Genomic DNA, 24,405 nt, shown 5'->3' with positions numbered 1-24,405 from the left:
CACCGTTTTTTGGTGTATAATAAAGACTGTTCTGACACTTTTGTGTGCGGGACAGTCTTTTTTTATGTGTGAGTTTGAAGAAAAAGTAAAAAAGAATCTTATTGAATGTGGAATTAAGCCCGACGAAACGCTAAACGGTACTCAGAAAATTGGACTTGCTGTGTCCGGTGGCGCAGATTCTGTTTCTCTTCTTCTTTCATTATCATCTATTTTTTCTTCTCTATATGTAATTACCGTAAATCATAATATCAGGCCTGCAGAAGAATCTGCTGGTGATGCGCAATATGTAAGCGAGCTTTGTAAAAAACTTCAGGAAGAAAAAAAGGTTCAGATTTTCTGCAAAGTAGTGGAATTGAAAAAAGGGCTTGTACAATCAGAAGCACAAAAGCGTGGAGGCGGAACTGAAGATGCAGCGCGGGCTCTTCGTTATAAAGCCTTTGAAGAGTTTATCGCAGACAATTCCCTTGATGCTCTTTGCCTTGCTCATAATAAAAATGACCAGCTTGAAACTGTTCTCATGCGTTTTTTACAGGGTGCTTCTCTGGATTCTGCAGGCGGTATTAAAGAGCGACGCGGTAATTATATTAGACCTCTATTAAATATCACTCGCAGCGAAATTGAAGATTATCTCACCTCGCAGAATATCAGCTGGCGTACAGATAAAACAAATTTTGAAACAGATTATCTTCGCAATAAAATAAGACTTAAACTGGTTCCATTTCTTGATGAAAACTTTGAAGGCTGGCAGAAAGCTGTTCTTAGCGGCGCTCAGAAGGCAAGTGAAGACTCACAGGTTATTCAGTCTCTGCTTTCAACAATTCCTCTTACTGTAAATACCGATGACAGTGTGCAGCTTTCATTAGATGATTTTTTGGCTGCTCCAGATTCAATAAAATACCGCATTCTTTTGGAAGCCTGCAACAAGGCCGGGGAAGATTCCCGTATTCCTCATCAGTTTTTGAAAGATGTGGTATTGGCTTTGGATGATGAAGGTAAAGCTTCATTTACAAAGCATTTTGCATCAATCGATATCATTTGCGAAAAAAAACATCTTTTTATAAAAAAACACACAGAAGACAATACTGATTTAGTTTTTTCTGATATAATAGAAAAAAGTGGAACATTTGAGTTTCCTTTTGGAGTTTTGAATGTTTTTAATAATAGGGAACAGAATGGAAAAAATCTTGTTTCTGTCTGTGCCGGTGAAGGGGCTGTTGTAGACGGAGTTTCTCTTCCGTTCTGTGTCAGAAACATTTCCCCTGGCGATACTGTAATATGTGCCGACGGTTCAGAAAAAAAAGTTTCTGACATTCTTTCTGACTGGCATGTGGCTGCTTCTCAAAAAAGTCTGGTTCCTGTCATTCAGTTATTAGATGAAAAATCTCAGAGAATAAAAGCTGTTCTCGGTGGATTTTTAGGATATAAGGATTGGATTGTAAAGTTATGAAAAAGTTTGCTGTTATTTTTCTTTTGTCATTGGGAATTTCATTTTCGCTTGCTGCACAGAGTTCTGCAGGAGCAGCAAATAAAAATACTGCGCTGCGCTGCTTAAAGCTTGCAGAAAACTGCCTTGTTGCCGATGACTGGCAGAATGCCTTAAATCAGGCAGAGCTTGGTCTTTCTTATGATGATTCAATTTCAGACTTATATTATATCAAGGCCGCTGCTTCCTTAAATCTTGGAGCAACAAAGGCAGATGCGCTTCGACTTTTGTCTTCTGCTTTTGAGCGTTCCAGCTGGGCAGGTTATACAAAAAACAGTGCCCGCATTTTTATTGCAGACCTTCTTTCTGATACAGGACTTTATGAAGAATCTCTTTCTGCCCTTGATTCAGAGCCTTACATTTATTCTGCAGATGCAGAGTTTATCCGTATCAAAAATTATTATCGCATGGGAACTACCGAATCTCTTGCAAATGCACGTCAGCGTCTTAACAGCGACCGCCGTGTTTATCCATCTGATCAGCGCTTCCCTGAAATCTTTTTTATGTTCGAATCTCTCTTTATGAGTGAAGCAGAACGCGATGGAATTGACTATAAGATTCCACAGATTGTTAGTACAATTGCAGATTCATATATCACCAAACTTCCAGACTATTCAGACAGAAATCCTGAGCTTGAACTTATGGCAGTTTCTTTTGCAAGAGGAGAAGATAAACTTCGCCTTATCAAAGCAATTGATGCAAAAAATAAAAAGCTCAGCGAACTGCTTGCAACAGCTGCACTCCGAGCTGGAATCTATACAGATGCAGAAGCCTTTGATATGTACTTTGGTGCTTCTGGAAATGAGTTCTCACTTGATTCTCTGGAAACTTTTATAGCACTGCTTTCTGATCCTGAAGTTGTACAGCGTGCTGCAGAAACTCTCGCAGACTTTACTGGAACTCTTTACATAGATGAGAATATGGATTTGCAGTATGAGTTTGTTGTTCAGTATGAAAACGGACGCCCACAATATATAAAATATGACGCAAACAATGACGGATTAACAGAGCTTTATTCTTCATGTGATTTTGGTGCACCGGTTTTTGTATATTTTAATTCAAGCCGCATTCAATTCTTCTATGATACTTATCCACGCATTTCAAAAGTCTTGTATTCAGATACAAAGCTGAACTTTAATTTCCTTCATGATGATTTTACATTCTCTCCTTTTGATTTCGTAACTGATAATGTTATTGCACGTACGGGAGCAGAATTTTATATTCCATACATTACAGAAACCTACGCAATTCCTCTTCCACAGGATTTAATTGAAAAGGCTTCAAGCTTTGAGCTTCCAATCACAGAACGTGACGATGCAAAAATTGTTTATACACTTTCAGGTGGAAACATAGTCTTTGCAGAATTCTATGAAAACAATGCACGTTATGCTTATTGTGATTTCTCAAAGGAAAGTTCTCTTGTTCGTTTTGTTGATTACGATAATGACGGAAGTTTTGAAACAACAGAACTTTATTCAGAAATTCCATTTGCGCAGGAAGGTTTACGTTCAGAAGAAAATGACCGTATTATTTCCAGTGTATTTAATTTCATAGATGGCCGCTCTGACCTTTATCTCAGAAAGATTCAGATTGACCGCAATGCAAATACCTTCTGTGAATTCAGTGAGCAGTATCTCGAATTCGGTGGAAAGGTTACCATCTGGGATAATGATGACAATGGAATTCCAGACAGCCAGTATATCCGCTATCCTCAGAAGGAAGGTGAAACTCTTATTGAAGAGTCAATTTATTTTGATTCAAATGGACTTCAGATTCTTTCGCTGACACTTGCAAACGGTGTACCTGTAAAAATGATTGCAGATGCAGAAGGAACTGAAGTAATGGTTTATGCCGGTGAAAATGAAAATATTTACTGGATAGACGAAAAAGGTTTACCTGATGAAGAGCAGGCAATTTTGAACTATGTTTCTCACGGACTTGAGCAGGGTAGAATTGATATATTTGATTACAAAGAAGAAGAAAGAATATCTGTTATAAAAGTTGGTGCTGCTTATTACTGCAGAAGAGTTCCTTTAACTTCTGTTCCATTAGATGAAGAAGGAGCTTCAAAATAATATGCAGCGTTTAATAAAATCTTTCTCATCTGCAGTTTTTTTAATCAGTGCACTTTTGTGCATTTCCTGCAGAACTATCCGCCAGCCTTCTTCAGTACCAGAGCCATTAAATTATTCTGATGATGACATTGTTCAAAATGAAATTGGCCGCATAGACGCCTTTATGGAAAGTGAACCTGTAAGAGCTCTGTGGCGTGCAAAACTTCTTGGCCGCGAAGAGGTAATCGACCGCTGTTTTTCAAATCTCGAAGAACTTTTTAATAAAGCTCTCGAAGAAGAAAAATATCTTGATGCAAAAAAATATTATATTTCTTTGAAGGCACTAAAGCCGGACTGGAAATCAGAAAAGCTTTCTTTTGGGGAGGTTGAAACTCTTGCCTGGAATAATGTTCCAGGTTTCTGTAAAAACACAACTCCTCCTTCAAAGATTTCTGAATGTATGAAGGCCGCTGTTACTATCTGGGTAGACCGTGGTGTTACAGTAAAACACGGCGCCGGCTATGCAGATGTTATTATTGGTTCTGGCTTTTTTATTGACAGCCGCGGTTATATCGTTACAAATCATCATGTAATTGATTCAATGGTAAATCCAAAGTATGAAGGCTATGTACGTCTTTATATAAAGCTGCCGGATGATAATATTACAAAGATTCCAGCCAAGGTTGTTGGTTATGATGAATTAATGGACCTTGCTCTTTTGAAAGCAGAAATAACTCCACAATATGTTTTGAATCTTGGTTCCAGCAGTGACCTTGAAATAGGAGATAAGATTTCTGCAATCGGAACTCCTGTTGGACTCGAGGGAACTCTTACTTCTGGAATAATTTCTTCTTTTGACCGCAAGCTGCTTGCTCTGGGAAATGTATTTCAGATTGATGCTGCAGTAAACTCTGGAAACTCTGGTGGTCCTCTTATTGATCAGAATCTTAAGGTACAGGCAATTGTATATGCGGGAATGCTTCAGCTTCAGGGATTAAACTTTGCAATCCCGGTTGAATACTTAAAACAGGAACTGATTTATCTTTATGGACGTGGAGAAATTGTTCATTCATGGATTGGCTGTTTTGGAAATACAAAACGCGAGAACAGCAAGAAACTTGGTCTTGAAGTTCAATATGTTCTTCCGGGTGGCTCTGGTTTTATGGCAGGTCTTTCTGAAGGTGATGTAATTACTTCTCTTGATGGTAAAAAAGTTTCTTCAATTGATGATTTCAATTTTCTCATGATGGGTTATGAAACTGAAACTATTCTTGAATGCCGTTATATTTCAAAAGATGATGGTACAGAAAAAAGCTGTCTTGTTTATCTTGATAAACGACCAGAAAATCCGGCACTTACAGTTTTTGATTCAGATTTGATTACAACATCATTTGTGCCTCTTTTTGGAATGAAATTAATTCCTTCATCGACAACAAACAAAAATTCCTATACAATAGAAAAAATTATTCCGGGCAGTTCCGCAGATGATTTAAGTTTTTCTGAGAACGATACAGTTACAGTACTTGATGTAGTTGTTGATCAGAAAAGCAAGGCAATTATCACTTCAGTTTCCACTAAGCGAAAGAAAAAGGCTTTCCTTGATGTAGTGATAAATCTTGGAACAAGTTTTGAAAGCCCTTACTACTTCTAACTCAGGAGCATATTAAAATGACCGAAATGAAATTCAAACGCAACTTCTGTATTGTTGCCCATATTGACCATGGTAAATCAACTCTTTCAGACCGTCTAATTCAGAAGGCAAAAATTATTGATGACCGCAAGATGATGAACCAGATTCTCGACAATATGGATATTGAACGTGAACGTGGAATCACAATTAAAAGTCAGGCAGTTACAATTCCTTATCATGCAAAAGACGGAAATGATTACGAGCTTAATTTCGTAGATACACCGGGCCACGTAGATTTCTCATATGAAGTTTCCCGCGCAATTGCATCTTGTGAAGGTGCTCTTCTTTTGATTGACGCAACTCAGGGTGTAGAAAGCCAGACTGTTTCAAATATGTATATGGCACTGGAACACGATCTTACAATGGTTCCGGTAATCAATAAAATTGACCTTGCTTCTGCAGATATTCCTTCCTGCAAAAATCAGATTGATAATGAGCTTGGACTGGATTCAAGTGAAGCAATGTGTGTTTCTGCAAAAACTGGTGAAGGAATCGATGAGCTTCTTGAAGCTATTGTAACAAAGTTTCCGGCTCCTAAAGGAAATCCTGATGGAAAACTTGCTGCTTTGATTTTTGACTGCCATTACGATGTTTACCGTGGCGTTGTTGTTCACGTACGTGTAATGGAAGGACGTCTTAAGACTGGTGACCTTATCAAGATGATGAGTACAAATACTCAGTACAAGGTAGAGCAGTGTGGTATCTTCAAGATCAACTATGAAGAAACCGGAGTGCTTGAAGCCGGCGATGTAGGTTATATTATCTCAGGTCTTAAAACTGTAAGTGATGTAAAAGTTGGTGATACAATTACTTCTGTTGAGGGCGGTGTAGAGGAGCCTCTTCCTGGTTTTAAGGAAGTAAAGCCTGTTGTTTATTCTTCAATTTATCCTATGGATTCAAATGATTATGAAGAACTCAAAGACAGCATGGAAAAACTCAAACTCAACGATGCAAGTTTGATTTATGAAAAAGATAATTCTCTTGCTCTCGGTAACGGTTTCCGCTGCGGCTTCCTTGGTCTTCTTCATCTTGAAATTATTCAGGAACGCCTTGAACGCGACTTTGACCAGGCTGTAATCTTTACTGCACCGTCTGTACGATATCTGCTTCATCTTCAGAATGGTGAAGATATGTATATCGATAACCCTTCTGAATATCCTCAGGGAAGAATACATGATGCAGAAGAGCCATATATCAAGGCTTCAATCATTACACCTGCAGAATACCTTGGTTCAATAATCGCACTTTGTACAGAAAAACGTGGTGTGCAGACAAACATGCAGTATCTTGATACAAAGCGTGTTGAACTTACTTACGAGATGCCGCTTGCAGAAGTTCTCTTTGATTTCTATGACCGTCTTAAGAGCTACAGCCGAGGTTATGCTTCTTTTGATTATGAAGTTACAGGATATCGTGCAACTGATCTTGTAAAGGTTGATATTCTTTTGAATGGTAAGATTGTGGATGCTCTTTCTCTTTTGACCTTCCGTCAGAACGCAGTAGATCGTGCTCGTAAGGTTTGTGAAAGACTTAAGAATGAGATTTCTCGTCAGCAGTTCAAGGTAGCAATTCAGGGTGCCATCGGCGGCCAGATTATTGCCCGCGAAACCGTAAACCCAGTGCGTAAAGACGTTCTTGCAAAATGTTACGGTGGTGATATCACTCGTAAGCGCAAGCTTCTTGAAAAACAGAAAGAAGGTAAAAAGCGCATGAAGATGATTGGTGATGTAGAACTTCCACAAAGCGCATTCTTAGCAGTATTGAAAGAGAACGACGATCAGTAATAGGTTAATTTATTAGAACACCGTAAGTTTATATAAAAATCGAGGTGTGGGACGCAGGCAAAATGAAAAAGAGGGCCCCAGGGTTGCGCAATTATTCTGGCGAAGCCAGAATGAAGCGCGATGGGACCCTGGGAGATTGCTTTTTCAGTTTTGCCGTCGCTGGGACCCGCACCTCGATTTTTATATATAGTTAAAGATATTTAATAAAGAAATCGAGTTCTGATCGTATTCTATTTAAAAACGACTGATTTAATTCAAACTTATGTCCATCTGGGAAATGCAGATATAAATATTCCCTTGGTTCAACAATTCTTCTGACTTCTTCAGATAACTTATCACCCTGTAATTCAGTTTTTCCGGTCAGTAAATCACGTAGTTTTTCAAGTGCATCTTTTTCTGACTGAAGATAATTCTTAATATCATTTTTCTGAATCTCAGAATATTCTGTGTCTTTGACGTTAATCTCATTCTTTTCTAAAGGCTCTGGGAAGGCTCTAGGAATTGCCAATGGTATACCGCATTCACCAGAATCAAAAAGATTTTTGGTCTCGCCAAAGAAGTTATTAAACATCATAGCATAGCTTTTAAGGGAAGGTGAGGTAATGAAGATTTTACTGCTTTTATCAATAAACTTTTCAGTTCCTGTTCCATAAGCCGCATTGTAATTTGCAATGCTTGTAAGTCTGTTTCCTGTAATGAGGCGGAGAATATGTGCAAGTGCATTCTTTGTGTGAGTGATTCCAGTTGAATAGGAAAAGTCCAACCCTGTAACATACACTGGAACAGAATCGTCTTTGCGGAACTTTAAGGCATAATGCACTGCTGTGAGTCCAACAGAGCCAAACGGCATGTTTGAAGGCGGCATAAAGTTTCTGCTTTTGAGATTATCTAGGAAAGCTGCCTTTGTGTATTCAGTAAAGAAATATGAAATATTTTTATTATCTGTTTTATGTGCAAGAGCTGGAATTGATGAAAGCCCTGCGAAAATCCGTATATCATCAGGCACTCCAATAAAGGCCTTTGAAATTACGGTCTGTGCTTCTTCAATAAAAACTCCATCTGGTTTGATTCCGTTTTTTAAGAGTGGTTGGAGGGCAGTGTCTGCGCAGAGAATAAAATAATCAGAAAAACTTGATTTCTTCGCATTTTGTGTTCGCAATGATGAGATAAGTTTCTGAGTACTTTCTCCGGCACCGAATACAATAATCGGTTTATTAACTGCTCCAAAGAAATCAGTGATTGGTTTTGATTTTCCAAGATAATGAAGATTTTCGAAAAGATTCTTTGAGTAGCGGCGGCCAAACTTTGTGAGTGTAATACGGTTTTTCCAGAAGGTCATTACAGAATCTGAACAGGCAGAGAAAAGTCGGTCGTAAAAATCTTTGTTGAAAGCTGTTCCTGCAGACATATCAAGTCTTTGAACACGCTTGTATACGCCTGTGGTAGCTAAATCATAAAGTTGTAATGGCAGGTTATTTAAGTTTTCTGGCTGGTAGCAAAGAACTCTTTTATCAGAAACATCCAGACATTTTTCAGTGACAGTAAAATCATAAAGTTCCTTTTCTGCTTCGCATAAAACAATAAGGCAATTTTCTGGAAGGTTAGAAAGAAGTTCTGAAAGGCCGTAGCCAAGTAGAGGAGAGCAGCACAGAATTATTGTGCCGGGGAGCAGCTGAAGGTTTTCAACTGCGGTGATTATATTTTTACTAGGATTATATTTTGAATAGAGAAAGTGTTCTTTGTAGGAAACAGAAAAGCCCTGAGACGTCTCGATTTTCTGAACGGCACAGGGCTTTTGAATAATCTTTTCTTCCAATGATTATCTCAAGTAGTTGTCAAAATAAACTGAAATGAAGTTGTCTTCCAGCTTATCACTATGCATGATTGAGTCTGCTGCAGAAGACTGGTCATGAGCAACAAGAAGGTTTACATTTACATCATCATCAGCAGCAGTTCCTGCTGTAGTGTACTGCAAAACTACAATGTTGTTGTTGACAACCATAGGTTCTGAGTATTCGTTGAGCTTGAGAGAGAAAGCAGCCTTAAGGAAGTTTTCATTCTTCTCAACATTTGACATTCCGTCTTCAGTAGTGCTCAATGTGTTCAATACATCAACATTACCATAGTTAAGAGGGAACTGAGCAATTTCACTTGTCTTTACAGAAAGCTTAGCTGCAGCTGAATCGAAATCAGATGCCTTAGCTTCTTTTACGAAATCATTAGCCTTTGCAAAGAAGTAGTCTTCAACAAGTGTCAATTCATAAGTATTGATGTAAGTAGTAACAACTCTCTGTGAATCTTCTGTATTGAAGTCTGGCTTTGTTACAGCAGCGTTGTTCTTGAAAATTGTGTAACCTGTGTTTGTCTGAATAACATCACTTACAGCACCAACTGCAAGACCTGTAACAGCTGCAAGGTCTTCTTTATTCTGAAGAATTGTTGAAATCTGATACTGGTAAGAGTTTGTAAGTTTACCTTCTGATGTAGAATAGCTCTTGTCTGAATATTCAGAAATTGCATCTTCGAATGTGATTTCATTGTTAGCAATGCGCTTAGCAATTGATTCAGCATTTGATTTTTCTTCTACAGTGATAAGTGACATATCATATTTGTTGAACAAAGCAGCGTTCTGATTAGCGAACTTAAGTTTTTCATCTAATGGATAATCGTTCTTAGAGAAAGCAGCCATTTTGAAACCGCGCTGTTCCTTGTTCATGTTTGCAATGAAGCTCTTTTCTGCGCTTGAAGTCTTCAAACCATAGAGTGGGTTAAGACCAACTGTTTCGCTGCTAGAAGCAAAGTTATCATTAGCAAAACGTTCAGCAGCAATAGAAGATTCTGCAGAGTCGTGGAGTTCCTGTTTGATTTCGTCAGAAGCCTGTTTGTAAAGCTTTGAAGAATAGTTTCCATTTTCATCTGAGAAGTATGGAAGAATTTCTCTTGTGATTGCAGACTGTGGAACTACATATCCAGATTTTTTTACTGCATCTGTATAAGCATAGTTCAATACAGTTGATTTGAAAGCCTGATTGAAAATCTGATAGTAAGTTGACTGATCAAGCTGCTGACCATACATCTGGTACATCTGGCCATACTGAGATACGAAGTTAGCGAACTCAGTTCCCTGCTCATATTTGATTTCCTTTCCATCATATTTTCCGAAAACTGGAATGTCAGCACCCTGCTGGCGGCTTGTTCTGCCTTCAACTGCCGGAAGAACGACAAAACAGAATGCACAGATCAAAAGAATAATTAATGATCCGAGTGTGTAAACAGTATTTTTTTTCATAATAAAAAGTCCTTTTTTTTATGATATTTTGATAAAAATGTGAAAATATTTTACCATATAATCATTGTGAAGTCTAGTTTTAAATTCTGCTGGTAGTCAGCTTGCTGTGTGCCTCGTAGCGGGCAACTGCTTCCTTAATCAAAAGCTCAACGAGGTCTGCAAACTTAAGGCCTGCTGCATCGCACATCTTAGGGAACATGCTGATTGGAGTAAAGCCCGGCAATGTGTTGATTTCATTGAGGTAAACAGCTTTTGAATCACGGTCAATAAAGAAGTCTACGCGTGAAAGTCCGGTTGCATCGAGCACTTTGTAAGCAGCACAGGCAGTTTTTCTGATTTTTTCGAGGTCATTTTCGCTGAGCTCAGCAGGAATAATCAGATTAGCTCCGTCAGGATCATTGTATTTTGCATCAAAATCATAAAAGTCATGATTTGGAATAATTTCACCAGGAATATAAGCAGTTACTTCTTCTACGTCACTGTCTGCAGGGAAGGTTACCGAGTTACCTGTAACGCTGCATTCAATTTCGCGTGCGTTATTCAGAGATTTTTCAATAAGAACTTTGTCATCCCACGCAAATGCTTCCATAATTGCAAAGTGTAGTTCCTTGCGGTCGTTTGCTTTAGAAGCACCGTTTGAGCTACCTGCGCAGCAAGGCTTTACGAACATTGGGTAGCCAAGTTCTTTTTCTGTTTCTTCGATAACTGAATCATAAACAATGCTGTCGAGAACAACCGAGCGTTTTACACAAACGTAAGGTACAACTGGAAGACCAACGCTCTGCCAGATCATCTTTGTCTTTTCCTTATCCATTGTGATTGCAGATGCGAGTGGTGTACAACCAACATAAGGAATGTCTGCCATTTCAAAGAGTCCCTGAATAGTACCGTCTTCACCATAAGTTCCGTGAAGGGCAGGGAAAACTACGTCGATGTCTAAAGGCTTGCCGCCTGCAACAAAGGCATTTTTACCACCGGCAGGAATAATGCTTACGGCCTTGCTTTCATCTTCTGTGATTGTAAGAACTGCCTTTGTGTCTTTGCAGATTCTTTCGTATTCTGATTCCGGCTGCAAATACCATTTGCCGGCCTTTGTAATACCAATCAGGATTACTTTGTGCTCTTTGCTAATTCCGCTTGCAACAGCCGCTGCAGAAATCAAACTTACTTCGTGTTCGCCTGAACGGCCTCCGTATATAACTGCGATATTCATTACTGTATCTCCTTTAATGCCTTTTTAGCCTCAGAAATTTCATCATAAGGCATAACGTGGTCTTTATAAATTATGCTGTTTTCATGCGACTTTCCAAGCAGAAGAACAATGTCTCCCTTCTGTGCCATTTTGAAAGTTTCGCGGATTGCCTGTGGTCTGTCGTGGATAATGAAAAGATTCTCATCCATGACTTTTCCTTCTTTGATGGCACCTTCTGCAATCATCTTAAGAAGTTCAACCGGGTCTTCACCGCGTGGGTCTTCATCTGCAAGCACAACTACGTCGCAGAACTTTGCCGCAATCTGGCCCTGAAGAGGACGCTTTGTAAGATCACGTTCTCCTCCACTACCAAACAAAGCAAAAATGCGGCCGTTACAGCGTTTGCGCAGCGGCGGGAAAATTGTTTCAAAACTAGAAGGTGTATGTGCGTAGTCTACAATCAGTTCAAAAGGCTGACCTTCATCAATAACAGTCATGCGGCCTTTGATTGGTGTGAGCTCTGGAACCTTTGCAGCAACTTCTTCAAAAGTAAGGCCGGTAACACTGCTTACTGCAGTAATTGCTGCCATCAGGTTGTATGCGTTGAAAGCTCCCGGAAGAGCGGCCTTTACGCTGAAGTGTGTGCGTGGACGTGGCTGAACCGGATCATAGTTTTCCGGATAAATACCGGTTTCGCCGTCTGCATCAACATCAAAAGTAAGACCGTAAGTTGCAGAAGCAATATTGCGCGCTGTCATATAGCGGAGGTTTTCTGGAATTGGTGGGAGCGGGGTAGCATCAATGCCACTTTCTGCCGCTGCCTTTCCAGCCTTACCTTCAGTTGTAAAGCCGTAAACATTGTGTTTTGTTGCTTCAATAAAATACTGAGCCGAAGGATCTTCCAGATTTACAATTCCAATAGAATTGATTTTCTGTTTTTCTCCTGCGATTGTTTTAATGTGATTATGCTTGTCGAGCGCGCGGAAAAGATTTGCCTTATCGTTGCGGTAAGTTTCAAAGTTTTTGTGGAACTCAAGGTGCTCGAGGGTAACATTCATAAATACGCCGCAGTCAAAAAGAATCTCGCCGCAGCGGTTGAGCTTTGTAGAAAGTCCGTGAGAAGAAGTTTCTACAACTGCGTACTTACAGCCGTTTTCAAGCATTTCATTAAGATGATGTTGAATGATTGGTGCCTCAGGAGTTGTCTGATGCTGAGGGTTTGGAAGTGCGTCTCCGCCAAAAGAATATTCAACAGTAGAAATAAAGCCGGCCTTGTGGCCGCAGGCACGAAGCAGCTGCCAGATAAAGCTTACAGTGCTTGATTTTCCTTCTGTACCGGTAACACCAATTACGATAAGACGTTCACTCGGGTTATCATAAAAGCGGGCAGAAAGCGGCGCCATTGAAAAACGTGCATCCGGCACATTGATGAGGGCAGGGGCAAATTTTGGAGTTTCATTTGATATTGCGTTATCAATTGTACGTTTAATGATTGCCTGAGCTACATCTTCTTTTTGAGAAGCGGTGAGTTCACCCTGGAAAACAACTGCATTTGCTCCGGCAAGAATAGCCTGCTCAATGTAATTGTTGCCGTCGGTATGTGTTCCCGGCAGCGCAAAGAAAAGCGAGCCCTGTGTTACTTCGCGTGAATCAAACACAAGGCTTGAAATCTGTATATTATTAATTTCTGATAAATCAGTTATTGTACTTCCGTCAGCTGCTACAACAGTATTCTTAAAAGCCGGCAGAATCTGTGAAAGTTGTTTTGTCATTCTTCTATTATATATGTTTGCTCAAAAATATAAAAGTGATATAATCACCTTATGTTTGAAGTACGCGTTACAGCCGATTTTGCGGCAGCACATTTTTTAAGAGATTACAACGGCAAGTGCGAAAACCTCCACGGCCATAACTATAAAGTTTACGCCCATGTTCGCGGCGAAGTGTTAAATGAAGGCGGCATGCTTTTAGACTTCACAAAACTAAAAGCTGCTCTTCGAAAAGTCTGCAAAGAACTGGATCACACAAATCTGAATGATAAAGAAGTTTTTGATCAGAATCCGAGTGCAGAAAGAATTGCAATGTATATTTTTCATGGTATAATAAATGAACTTAAAGATGAGGGTGTTGATTTAAGTTTTGTCCAGGGGAAAAAAGATCCGTACCTTTTTGCTGTTGATGTTTTTGAAACGGATACTTCCCGAGCAAGATATTCTATTTTATGAAAACAATTGACTTTGTAAGACGTCATGTAGAGCGTCTTGAAAGAAACGGAAGATTTTCACTACAAAAAGGTTTTATACAGCACGGAGTCTGCTCTGTATACGACCACAGCGTTCAGGTTGCAGTTTTAAGCGTTAGCCTTACAAGATGTCTTCGCCTGCCCGTAAATTATAATATTCTTGTGCGGGCAGCCTTACTTCATGATTATTTTCTTTACGACTGGCACTTGCCGCACGGAAAGCTTCACGGCTTTTTCCATCCAAGAGTAGCCTTAGAAAATGCCAGAAAAGATTTTCTGCTTTCGATTCGAGAAGAAAATACAATTTTAAGGCATATGTTTCCGCTAACCCCAATCCCTCCAAAATTCCTTGAAGGCTGGATTGTGTGTATCTGTGACAAAATCTGCGCAATCCGCGAAGTTTTCAAACGAAAAGTCCATAACTAGAAAAAGTGTTTGCTTTTTTTTGCGGAATGTGATCATAAATCAGTTTCTCGACGAGTCGTGTGGTAAGCGGTTCGCTTTGGATTTCCATTGTAATTATAAGATTGCGGCCGGCAAGAATTCCGTTTTCTGTGTAGAGGCGGAGTTTGCCGGCCGCATTGTTTGAGTAGTCTGGATTATCCATAAGACCAAAGTGTTCCCAGTAGAACTCGGTACGGCTTTCTACATTGAGGCAGAGAAAATCCGGGTGAAGTGTCACGATGTCTCCTGACGGGCGGCGAAGCTTCAGGGGATATTCGTAGCGAAAGGGAATATTATGGCGACTCAGAGCTTCTGCTATGAGTACTTCGGATTTTGAACGGACTTGGATTCCGCTTGTCGTGGTGTGGACAGGCGTGTCTGGAGAGAAGGGCCGCCGCGGCCAGGTTACGCTGAGCCACTGTTTTGCGTATTGTTCCGCTGTCAGGGTAACTGGGGTGACAAGGCTCTGGCGGGCGGGGCACATTTTAGCGTAGAGGTCCCCGAGCTTTGTTGCGGCGGAAGAGTTAGCCGTGGGGAGGCGGCCACCTCGGCAAATTTGGCGGAGGCAGCGGGTCATTGCGTGGATTTCATTTTCTAAAAGTTTTATAACCTTCAAATCATAATCTTTCTGTGCCAATTGTCTTGCTAAGTCATCATCACTACGTGGTATAAAGACCCCTTTGAAATCTTTTGGTTCAATGTAATGATAGTACTGAGGTTTATGCGAAGTCTGCGCTATTCGCAGATGCCCTTCGGGAAGTTCTTTTAAATCTTTGCGTTTTTGTTCCAGAGCAATATTCAATGCTGCAAGTCTTTTCCTCAAAGTATCTACTGTAAAATCCGGAGATAATAATTCTTTTGACATTTTATAAGCCTCCTCTTGGCTTTTTTTTAGCCTCTTATTTAATTGAATTACCTACAGAAGAATAAATAATATTTGTTTTGTAGGTATATTTCTTTTTTATCTGATAATTCTTTTTTATTACTGCCTACAGAAATATAAATATGAATAAATCTGTAGGTAATATTTAAGTTTTTCCTTCCAATATTTTTCCGAAAATACCTACAGAATAAGAGAAAAATTCAAAACTGTAGGTAATTTAAGAATATTTCTTGCCTCAGATTTTTCAAAATTACCTACAGATAGAATTAAATTTCCTATTCTGTAGGTAACTTTGCTTATTCCATATCTACCTTATTATGATTTTTTACCTACAGAATCCACAATTATTGTAAAACTGTAGGTAAAACCCAAAATGAGTTCATGTAATTAATTAAAAAAAATACCTACAGAACAAAAGAGTTCCTACTATCTGTAGGTATTCTTCAAAAATCCCTATATATAATATTGTCCAAACCTGTTCTTTTTTGACAAAAATTTTCGAAAATAAAGCAAAAAAATAAAAAAAATCCTGCTAACATCAAAGTCAGCAGGATTCTCATCTTAAATAAAACCATCTTCAGCTTTAAGTTACATTCTCATCGGAACGCCCATCTTGTTCAGTTCATCTTTTATCTGACCAACGGTATAAGTTCCGTTATGAACCATGCTGGCAACAAGTGCTGCATCAGCCTTTCCTTCTGTAAGGGCATCTGCAAGATGAGCTGGAGTTCCGCCGCCGCCGCTTGCAATTACAGGCACAGGAACATTTTCGGAAATAAGGCGGGTAAGCTCGATGTCGTAGCCATTCTTTGTTCCGTCCGCATCCATAGAGTTCAAAACAATTTCGCCGGCACCAAGTTCAACGCCACGTTTTGCCCATTCAAGAGCGTCCAGACCAGTGTCTACGCGGCCACCATTGATTGTTGTTCCAAATCCGCTTGGCTTTGTTGGGTCACGGCGAACATCCATACCAAGAACAATAGACTGACTGCCGAATACCTTTGCGCCTTCTGTAATCAGTCCCGGATTACGAACAGCCTGCGAGTTCAAAGAAACCTTTTCCGCACCCGCAAGAATAGTAGAGCGGATATCTTCGATTGTTCCGATTCCGCCGCCAACACAGAAAGGAATAAAGACCTGCTGGGCAACGCGTGAAATTAAATCCAGAATTGGTCCACGGCCACGGGCAGAAGCAATGATATCATAAAATACCAGTTCATCTACGCCTTGACGGTAATACTCAGCGGCCATTTCAACCGGGTCACCAATATCTATATTATTCTGAAATTTTACACCTTTAGTTGTACGTCCGTCTTTTACATCCAGACAAATTATAATTCGTTTTTTTAACATATATTCTCCAGGTTATAGGTGTCAGGTTCTAGGTTTTAGGGGGGGGGGAAGTCTCCCCCTCGCTCGCACTTCGTTGCTCGCTACCCCTTCTAACGGGGGACACCCCCGTAACGCCCCCGTCTATAATTTACAGAAATTCTCTATTATTCTTAATCCAGTCACTCCACTTTTTTCCGGGTGGAACTGGCAGGCAAAAACATTTCCTTTCTGAATTACAGCCGGAACTTTAATTCCGTATTCTGCGCTTGCTTTTACTATCGAACGGTCGTTAGGACAAATCACAAAGGAATGAACAAAGTAAACATCAGAATCATTTTTGATTCCTGCCAGAATAGGGCAGTTACCATTTTCAAAAGAAATGTTATTCCAGCCCATATGAGGAACCTTGATTTTATCTTCCTTCATCTTTGGCTCAATCGTATAAAAATGTTTGATTTCGCCTTCAACAAGCCCAAGACACTGAGCATCGCCTTCTTCTGAATGCTCAAAAATAATCTGCGAGCCGACACAGATTCCAAGCAAAGGCTTTCCGCCAGCAGTCTGCTCGCGCACAAATACATCAAAGCCGCTTTTTTTCAGCTCAGCCATAGCGTAGGAATCATCACCATCGCCAGGGAACATAAAGCGGTCGCAGTCTTTTAATTCAGAAGGATTTTTAGAACGGATATAAGGAATCTTCAGATAGTCCAGAGCCCGCTCCAGACTTGTGATATTTCCCGCATTAAAATCAATAATTCCAACCATGTTTCTAATTATAGAAAAATTTACAGGGATTGTGAACTATAGTGGAATAAAAAATCGTTATAAGATCGTCATTGCGAGCGCAGCGAAGCAATCCATATGAATAGATTGCTTCGTCGCATTCGCTCCTCGCAATGACGGTGATGGGGATTAATTAAACGTGAATTTATCAAATTCTGCAATTATTTCTTTTGAATCTGAAATAAATTCAAAGTAAACGGCGTGTTTACCAATGACACCAGAACTCAGCGGTGCAGTTGAAGTTTTGTCGCCTTTTTTCATCTTGAACGAAGCAATCACCTTGCCCTGATAGTTATCTACGCGGACATTTACAGTAAGATCTTCCTTAGCAAGAATATCTGCTGTAATAGTCTTAGGTGTATTTGCACCAAACTGAAGATAGCGGAAGCCTACAGTCAAAGCATTTGTAATATCAACAATCGGAGAACTGATATTATCATCCTTTTCGTAAACAGGTTTGATATAAGCGCCGCCCATACCACCGTTGTAGCCGCCTTTTGCTCCACCGTAAATGTGAACGGCATAGCCGGCAGAAATCCACTTGCGGGCATCCAGACCGTTGATATGGGCACCCTGGCTGGTCATCTCAACTGGTTCCGAAGCTACAGGCTCGCCATCTTTGTAAGTAATCTTACCGGCAAAAATACGGCCGTTCTTATCCATTGCTACATCAACAGGTTCAAGCATTGCCTGACGTGCATACTCATCAGTTCCAATCTGGCGGTGATAGAAAATGTACCACTGTCCGTTAACTTCCATAAGACTTCCGTGGTTGTTACCCCAGCGGTAGCTCATCTGATTTTTGCCATCCGGGCCAGGAAGAATCTCGCCGCCGTTAAAGCTGATGTCTCCTCCCATCTTGTAGTCTCCGAGCGGGCTATCTGAATATTTGTAAGACAAGAAGCCGTTACAGTCTTCATAAACTCCGTACTGAGGCTGATGAGTGTAGTAGCGCTTAGAATAAATGAAAACATATTTGCCGAAAAGCTTGCGAGGTGAAGATGCCTCAAAGAAAGCATCGTTTTCATCTTCCATATTATCTTTTGGAGACCATGGCGCAATACAGTGTTTTACAACATTTTCGCGCAAAGTTTCCTTTTTGATTGTAGCCATATCATCATTCAGTTCTGCGCAGTACTGCTTACAGAAGCCCCAGAAGGCATAAACTCGGCCATCATCATCAACTAAAATACCCGGGTCAAAACCAAGTTCAGTTTTTACAGGATTCGTAAAAGGACCGGCCGGATTCTTACTTGTTGCAAGCATGATTCGTGAGCCCCTAGCTTCTGCCGCATACATATAAAAAGTGTCTCCCTTTTGAACAACATCAGGAGCATAGAGAATGCCTCCGTCTGTTGCAGTGTAGCAGACTCCATGGCACTTCCAGTTAGTCAAATCGTCAACCGGAGCCGACCATACAACCTGGTCAGGTCCGCAGTATTCAGTTTTTACAGTATCGTGCGAACCGTAAAGATAAACGCGCTTTTCTCCATTGTATTCAAAAACACGAGGTTCCCCGTCAGGAACATGCTCCCAAAGCGGCATGTAAGGATTTGCTCCCTTAATGTATTCTTTTTTATTCATTTTATACTTCCTTTTTGTTAAACGTTTAATTTAAGATAAATTAGAAAACGTAATGTTTCAAGTATTACAGGCCGATAAAATGATTATGACAATAAAAGAATATATTCCGGTAATATTAGGTGTTCTCAAAGATATACGCGTTATTGGAACTGTTATTGTCATGATTCTTGTAATTGAGTTTGCAAAATTTGTAACAACTTACAGGAAAAAGCCTCCTAAGCCTAAAAAGTCTAAAGCCGCAAAAGCAGCTGCGCCAGCAAAAGAAGAAAAGAAAGAAGAAAAGCCTGCCGAAGGTGGAGAAGCTGCTGCCGGCGACTCAAAATAGTAAAAAATCCCGCTAAATTCTCAAAAAACTTCCTGAAATCACAACTCTTGCACCATATTATATATATGGAAACGCAGGAAAAACTTGAAAATCAAAATGAAGAAATCTCTGATGATTTTGTGACCCAGACTGCTTTTAAGAATTTTGGCATAAAGTATCTCTATCCCTGGCAGAGGCTTGTTGTAGCAAATATTCTTGAAGCCTATGAATATCACAAAAATATTGCTGATTATGAAGATCTAGGGGAGGCAGATGATTCATTCTGCAAGGGGCGTCAGATAGTTCTTTTGCCAACGGGAGCAGGAAAATCATTGTGCTTTCAGATTCCGGCACTTTTGCTGGAAGGACCATCCCTGATTATTTATCCTCTTCTGGCCCTTATGAGTGACCAGCAGAGACGAATGGAAGAGGGAAGCCTTCGCAGCGTTACCTTCAGGGGCGGACAGACTGAAGAGGAAAGGGAAGAAAATTTCCGAAAAATCCGGGAGGGCGCTCAGATTATTCTTGCAAATCCGGAGGTTCTTCAAAGCGAGACTCTTCTAAATCAGCTTAAGGAAGTTGGAATCAAACATATTGCAATTGATGAAGCGCATTGTGTTTCAGAATGGGGTGATTCTTTTCGTCCGGCATACCTCGGGCTTGGGAATGTAATTAAGGTTATAAATCCTCCTGTGATTACAGCCTTTACTGCAACAGCTTCTCCTCAGGTGCTTTCACGTGTAGCCGAGATTTTGTTTGATGGTCAGGCTCATATAGTTCGAAGCGAAAGTGACCGTAAAAACATTATTTACTACGTGCGTTATGCAGCTGCCAAGAAAAAGGAAGCTCTGCTTCTAGCCTCTACAGAGCAGCGTCCCATGATAATCTTCTGCGGGACGCGTAATAAAACTGAAGATATGGCTCGGGAACTCAACTTATGTTTTGGTGATGGAACAGCCCGTTTTTATCACGCAGGTCTAGAAAAAGCAGAAAAGGATGAAACTGAAAAATGGTTCTACGATAGTAAGGACGGAGTGTTATGCGCCACCTGCGCGTACGGAATGGGCGTAGATAAAAAAGACATTAAGACTGTTGTTCACTTAGTGCCATCCGCAACCGCTGAGGCCTACATTCAGGAAGCCGGCCGTGGCGGCCGCGATGGCAGCATCGCTAAAGCAATACTTTTATGGAGTCTCGCAGACTCCCTCGATTATTCAGTTTACGCACCGGGCTCTCGTCAGGCTGCCATGAGAGACTTTGCCGAAACCAAAGAATGCCGCCGCCAGGTTCTGCTAGACGCTCTGGGCGCCGAACAGACCGTATGTAGCGGCTGCGACCTCTGCGACGCCCGCCGTGCCACCACGAAGTCCACAAAGACAGCAGACTCAGACTGGCAGTTAGCCTTTAATATCATACGAAAAGCACGAAATTATTTTTCCGAAGATGATATAGAAACAGAACTATATGAAAAAATGAATGAACGAACACGTACATTGTTTGGACTCAATGTTTGGACTCATAAAGATACGGTGGAAGTTGTTCAGCAGTTGAAGGATAGTGGCAAAATAGAATTAGATAATTTCTTATGGAAAGGAAGATTAAGAGTTACGAAAGCGGGAAGAATAAAAAAACAACCTGAAATATCATAGAAGTCCGAATATTAAAAAACTTAGGTGCGCGAGCGAATCGAGACTACAAACTGCTTTGATGAGCGCGAGCCGAAGGCGAGTCAAATTTCCACTAGCTCATCACTGCAGTTTGCAGGCTCGAGCAGCGGAAGCACCTAAGTTTTTTAAGTGTACGGTTAATCCATAATTGTGATTTCAACTCGTCTATTTTTTATTCTTCCCGCTTCCGTATCATTAGATGCCACAGGCTCTGTCGCACCCTTACCCTGCGTAAAAATATGATACTGATCCCTGATTCCATTAGCTACAAGGAACTTCGCAACAGCGTCTGCGCGTTCTTCTGAAAGTTTCTGCTGTGCGCCTACAGTTCCGCGGGCAGCGCAGTGGCCTGTAATCAAAAGATCATTCTGGAACTCTTTGAGGATTTCACCAATCTTTTCAAGCTTTTTCTTTTCAGAAGGCATAAGAACATCCGAATCCGGTTCAAACTGAATGTTATCAAGACTGATTGTAAGTCCCTTGTCGCCCTGTTTTACAGAAATATTGTCGAGCTTGTATTTTTCAACTTTCTTCTGAAGCTTTTTGAGGTTATCTTTATTATTTACAGATTTGTATTCAGTAACTTCACCGTGAGCTGTTCCGCGGAAAGCATAGGTGTTGTTATAGGTGTCGTACAGATAAATCACAAATTCTTCGATGTAATGATCCAGTTCGCCTTTTTCATTATCCCACCAGATTTTCTGAACGGCCTGTCCCTGGGCACCTGCATATGTGCTGCCACTTGCAGTGCCATAAAGATAGCTGTCATACCAGTCCTGGCCGAGACTGCCTTTGTCACCTGCTTCTCCAGCATCCTGAAAGAATTTATATTCAACTTCAATTACATTAAGTTTTTTTCCATCAATTTCTTCGTCACCAGTGTATGTGTAAGTTGCAGTAAAAGGAACCTGAATGGCGTCTTCCATATTAAAAAGGTCGCGGCAGTCATGAACTTCAAGGCCTTCACTTGTCCATGATTCTCCAATTTTTACGGGTTTATCAGAAAAGGAAGGAACACTCTGAACAGTTGGCAGAAAATCATTATCAGAATCATGAAGATGGCCGTTTTTGTCGCGGTAGAGTCTTACAGATTCTTCTTCACCCCAGGAAAGCATTCTTCCTGTTGCATTGATAAAGTTGTTCTGAGTTGTCATATAGTGGGTAAAGAGTTTTGCCGAACCGTCTTTTTGAGTATCAGTAACAGTGGTTGAAGTGCGGTTAATGAACTCTGTGCGGTTATGGAGTCTGCCGTTTACATATGCTTCTTCTTCAACAGTTGCAACGTGAACAACTGCGTCGTCTTTAGTATGTTTGAATTCAAATAAAATGCCATCGTCTTCAGCGAAAGCAGATGCTGAAAAGAACGTAAGAATTGCGAAGGGAAGTAGTGATTTTTTTAACAATTTATTCATAGATAATAACCTCCGAAAATTGTAGATTGCCACGTCGCCTGAAGGCTCCTCGCAATGACAGTCATTGCGAGCGAAGCGAAGCAATCTATACTCTTTATGTATCGGTAAATTCATTGTATATTGTAAAAATGATTACACAGATTTTAGGTTACATAAAAAATACAGCCAGAGCAATACCTTTACCAGCCCTTATACTTCTTTGTATTCTGCTATTTCTTTTGATAATACAGACCATCCGCCTGCATTCGGGTAATTCAAAAGTACGAAAAGATGCAATAAAGCGTTCCCGTTCTGTGCTTGGCGGCCAGCTTGCAGAACAGGTTGCACCTTTTTTGCCGGGCTTTCCGTGCCATCCGGGAGATGCCCGCTTTATCGGTAAGCCTGTAGATTTCATTGCATTTCCGGGCCTCACAGAAGATAATACAGTACACGAAGTTCTGCTGATAGAAGTAAAAACCGGAAAATCTGCCTTAAGCGGACGAGAAAAAGAGATAAAACGGGCCGTTGCCGAAGGCCGTGTACGTTATGTAGAATACAGGGCCGGAGAATAAGGTTCGGTTAGTTTTTTAACAGTGCATTTACATCCCCTGCAAGGTATGCGTCGCAGAGGTTGTATGGCATTGGCTTTCCGCGTAAGAATCCCTGAACAAAATTACAGCGGAACTGATTGAGCATATTAAGCTGCTCATTGTTTTCAACACCTTCTGCAATTGTTTCAAGTCCCATTTTTTCTACCATATCAATGATAGAGCGGGTGATTGTAGCCTGAACTCCGTCTTCAGAAGTAATATCATTAATAAATGCTTTATCAATCTTAAGTGTATTCAAAGGAAGCATCTGAAGGTAGCTCAAAGAAGAATAGCCTGTTCCAAAATCATCAAGGGAAACACGGCATCCAAGCGCCTTAATCTGGCGGAGTTTTTCTATTGCATCTCCCATGTTATTAATCATAACGCCTTCTGTAATTTCAATTTCCAGAAGACTTGGATCTACCTTAAAGGTTTCAATCATATCCAGAAGCTCTTCAATAAAGCCGTCTCCAAGCAGCTGAATAGGCGAAACGTTTACAGAAATAATTCCACGGAAGTTGTATTTTGCCTGCCAGGTTTTAAGTGTATTGATTGCGGTGTACAAAACCCAGCGGCCGATTGGAACAATTAAGCCGGTTTCTTCTGCCAGCGGAATAAAAACCGAAGGCGAAATATTTCCAAGCTCATCATCATTCCATCTGATAAGGGCTTCAAAACCACGGAGCTGTCCGGTCTGAATATCAAACTGTGGCTGATAATACTGGGTAAAGTTACTTTCGAGGAGGGCAGCATTCATTCTTGTCTGAATTGTAAGATGCTGAATAAATACTCTCTGCATTTCCGGTTCAAAGTAAATAAAACTGTTCTTTCCATTTTTCTTTGCATAATGAACAGCCATATCTGCAAAGCGGATCATTTCATCTTTCTGTTCTGTATTTGTAGGGAACATAGAGATTCCACCCGAAACAGAAATTTGCTTAAGCTGGAAAGCGTCATAAATACAGTCTATAAAGTTTACAAGGGAATCCTGAGACTCAAAGTTTGTGATTATAACGGCAAACTCATCATCTCCATAGCGGAAAATCTGAATGTATTCTCGCTGAAACTGCTTTAATACCTCTGCTACATCAAGAATAACCTTGTCACCAGCCTGACTTCCAAGAGAATCATTTATGTTCTGAAGGTTATCAATATCTATTACAAGAAGTGCTGCATAGTATTTCTTAAAACGGGCTGTTTCAAGTGTGATTGCAAAAGAGTCTGCAAAGCCTGTGCGGTTCGAAAAGCCTGTCATAGGGTCTGTAATAAGTGTTTTCTTAAGCTTTCTGTAGTATTCCCGCTCAGAAGTTACATTAATAAAGGTAATGATGATATATTTATCTTCAGGAAGCCATTTCATTTCGATTTTGTACCAGGCTTGAGTTGAAGGAGAAAAATATCTTACATCATCATGGAAACGGCCGGCAATGGCATCAAGGGCCATCTTAAACCATGGAATGTCGGAAGTAATATTCATTGCAAAATCAGACCATCGTGGTTTGTTCTGCATTGCATAGCCTGACGCTATCTTTACTTCTTCATTTGTGTAGATTATATCAAAATCGATTATTTTGCCGGTGTGATCTTTGATAGGAGTTGCAGCAACAACAGGCGCTGCGATGTTGTCGAGAATGGTGGCAATGTTTACGCTCATTTTTTACCTACTATATTTTTAATTCCCTCTCGGCAATTA

At 40.5% G+C, this 24,405-nt stretch carries 19 protein-coding genes; 9 read left to right on the top strand and 10 right to left on the bottom strand.

What is annotated here, in order from left to right; translation table 11 throughout:
- Positions 1-64 precede the first annotated feature (64 nt).
- The 4 genes from tilS to lepA are packed head-to-tail and all read left to right on the top strand — an operon-like array spanning position 65 to position 7,011.
- On the top strand, positions 65-1,447 hold the full coding sequence (tilS, locus tag BM161_RS05190) for a tRNA lysidine(34) synthetase TilS (RefSeq protein ID WP_074930947.1): 1,383 nt from the start codon (positions 65-67) through the stop codon (positions 1,445-1,447).
- A complete protein-coding gene (locus BM161_RS05185) occupies positions 1,444-3,558 on the top strand; it encodes a hypothetical protein (RefSeq protein ID WP_074930946.1) in 2,115 nt (704 codons plus the stop codon). The genes tilS and BM161_RS05185 overlap by 4 nt, the downstream gene beginning before the upstream one ends.
- Before the next feature lies 1 nt (position 3,559).
- Complete coding sequence (locus BM161_RS05180) at positions 3,560-5,188, top strand: S1C family serine protease (protein WP_074931115.1); 1,629 nt, start codon at positions 3,560-3,562, stop codon at positions 5,186-5,188.
- A gap of 17 nt (positions 5,189-5,205) precedes the next feature.
- Positions 5,206-7,011 carry a translation elongation factor 4 gene (lepA, locus tag BM161_RS05175; RefSeq protein ID WP_074930945.1) on the top strand — a complete coding sequence of 602 codons (1,806 nt, stop codon included), beginning with the start codon at positions 5,206-5,208 and terminating at the stop codon, positions 7,009-7,011.
- A 190-nt stretch (positions 7,012-7,201) separates the two neighbouring features.
- Here the strand turns inward: lepA and BM161_RS05170 are convergent, their stop codons facing one another.
- From BM161_RS05170 to BM161_RS05155, 4 genes are all read right to left on the bottom strand, one after another.
- Positions 7,202-8,827, bottom strand: a complete 1,626-nt coding sequence (locus tag BM161_RS05170; protein ID WP_074930944.1) for a 6-hydroxymethylpterin diphosphokinase MptE-like protein — start codon at positions 8,825-8,827, stop codon at positions 7,202-7,204.
- Between the two features lie 3 nt (positions 8,828-8,830).
- On the bottom strand, positions 8,831-10,300 hold the full coding sequence (locus BM161_RS05165; protein ID WP_074930943.1) for a SurA N-terminal domain-containing protein: 1,470 nt from the start codon (positions 10,298-10,300) through the stop codon (positions 8,831-8,833).
- A 79-nt stretch (positions 10,301-10,379) separates the two neighbouring features.
- A complete protein-coding gene (locus BM161_RS05160; protein WP_074930942.1) occupies positions 10,380-11,513 on the bottom strand; it encodes a D-alanine--D-alanine ligase family protein in 1,134 nt (377 codons plus the stop codon).
- Positions 11,513-13,264 carry a Mur ligase family protein gene (locus BM161_RS05155; RefSeq protein ID WP_074930941.1) on the bottom strand — a complete coding sequence of 584 codons (1,752 nt, stop codon included), beginning with the start codon at positions 13,262-13,264 and terminating at the stop codon, positions 11,513-11,515. Before BM161_RS05155 ends, BM161_RS05160 begins: the two co-directional genes overlap by 1 nt.
- Positions 13,265-13,315: 51 nt before the next feature.
- On the opposite strand from BM161_RS05155, the gene queD reads away from it, so the two are divergent.
- Positions 13,316-13,717 (top strand): 6-carboxytetrahydropterin synthase QueD, encoded by a 402-nt coding sequence (gene queD, locus BM161_RS05150; RefSeq protein ID WP_074930940.1) that lies wholly within the window; start codon positions 13,316-13,318, stop codon positions 13,715-13,717.
- The gene (locus BM161_RS05145) at positions 13,714-14,160 is read left to right on the top strand and encodes an HD domain-containing protein (protein WP_074930939.1); all 447 of its coding nucleotides are present in this window, start codon (positions 13,714-13,716) and stop codon (positions 14,158-14,160) included. The genes queD and BM161_RS05145 overlap by 4 nt, the downstream gene beginning before the upstream one ends.
- Here the strand turns inward: BM161_RS05145 and BM161_RS05140 are convergent.
- The 4 genes from BM161_RS05140 to BM161_RS05125 form a co-directional block, all read right to left on the bottom strand.
- Positions 14,138-15,043 (bottom strand): PDDEXK family nuclease, encoded by a 906-nt coding sequence (locus BM161_RS05140; RefSeq protein ID WP_074930938.1) that lies wholly within the window; start codon positions 15,041-15,043, stop codon positions 14,138-14,140. The genes BM161_RS05145 and BM161_RS05140 overlap by 23 nt on opposite strands.
- Positions 15,044-15,649: 606 nt before the next feature.
- A complete protein-coding gene (hisF, locus tag BM161_RS05135) occupies positions 15,650-16,414 on the bottom strand; it encodes an imidazole glycerol phosphate synthase subunit HisF (RefSeq protein WP_074930937.1) in 765 nt (254 codons plus the stop codon).
- A 120-nt stretch (positions 16,415-16,534) separates the two neighbouring features.
- Positions 16,535-17,158 (bottom strand): imidazole glycerol phosphate synthase subunit HisH, encoded by a 624-nt coding sequence (hisH, locus tag BM161_RS05130; protein WP_074930936.1) that lies wholly within the window; start codon positions 17,156-17,158, stop codon positions 16,535-16,537.
- Positions 17,159-17,305: 147 nt separating this feature from the next.
- A complete protein-coding gene (locus BM161_RS05125; protein WP_074930935.1) occupies positions 17,306-18,760 on the bottom strand; it encodes a family 43 glycosylhydrolase in 1,455 nt (484 codons plus the stop codon).
- Between the two features lie 52 nt (positions 18,761-18,812).
- On the opposite strand from BM161_RS05125, the gene BM161_RS05120 reads away from it, so the two are divergent.
- Positions 18,813-19,085 carry a hypothetical protein gene (locus BM161_RS05120; RefSeq protein ID WP_074930934.1) on the top strand — a complete coding sequence of 91 codons (273 nt, stop codon included), beginning with the start codon at positions 18,813-18,815 and terminating at the stop codon, positions 19,083-19,085.
- Between the two features lie 65 nt (positions 19,086-19,150).
- Complete coding sequence (locus BM161_RS05115) at positions 19,151-20,713, top strand: RecQ family ATP-dependent DNA helicase (RefSeq protein ID WP_074930933.1); 1,563 nt, start codon at positions 19,151-19,153, stop codon at positions 20,711-20,713.
- 155 nt (positions 20,714-20,868) lie between these two features.
- Here BM161_RS05115 and BM161_RS05110 read toward each other — a convergent pair whose 3' ends face one another.
- Complete coding sequence (locus BM161_RS05110) at positions 20,869-22,143, bottom strand: OmpA family protein (RefSeq protein ID WP_074930932.1); 1,275 nt, start codon at positions 22,141-22,143, stop codon at positions 20,869-20,871.
- Positions 22,144-22,271: 128 nt separating this feature from the next.
- On the opposite strand from BM161_RS05110, the gene BM161_RS05105 reads away from it, so the two are divergent.
- Positions 22,272-22,694, top strand: a complete 423-nt coding sequence (locus BM161_RS05105) for a Holliday junction resolvase-like protein (protein ID WP_083425695.1) — start codon at positions 22,272-22,274, stop codon at positions 22,692-22,694.
- A 7-nt stretch (positions 22,695-22,701) separates the two neighbouring features.
- Here BM161_RS05105 and BM161_RS05100 read toward each other — a convergent pair whose 3' ends face one another.
- Entirely contained in the window at positions 22,702-24,366 is a 1,665-nt protein-coding gene (locus tag BM161_RS05100) for a putative bifunctional diguanylate cyclase/phosphodiesterase (RefSeq protein WP_083425681.1), read from the bottom strand.
- Between the last annotated feature and the right edge of the window lie 39 nt (positions 24,367-24,405).

Origin of the sequence: Treponema bryantii, from assembly GCF_900113965.1 — a bacterium.
Lineage (GTDB): Bacteria > Spirochaetota > Spirochaetia > Treponematales > Treponemataceae > Treponema_D > Treponema_D bryantii_A.
This window is presented reverse-complemented; position numbering and strand designations above follow the sequence as displayed.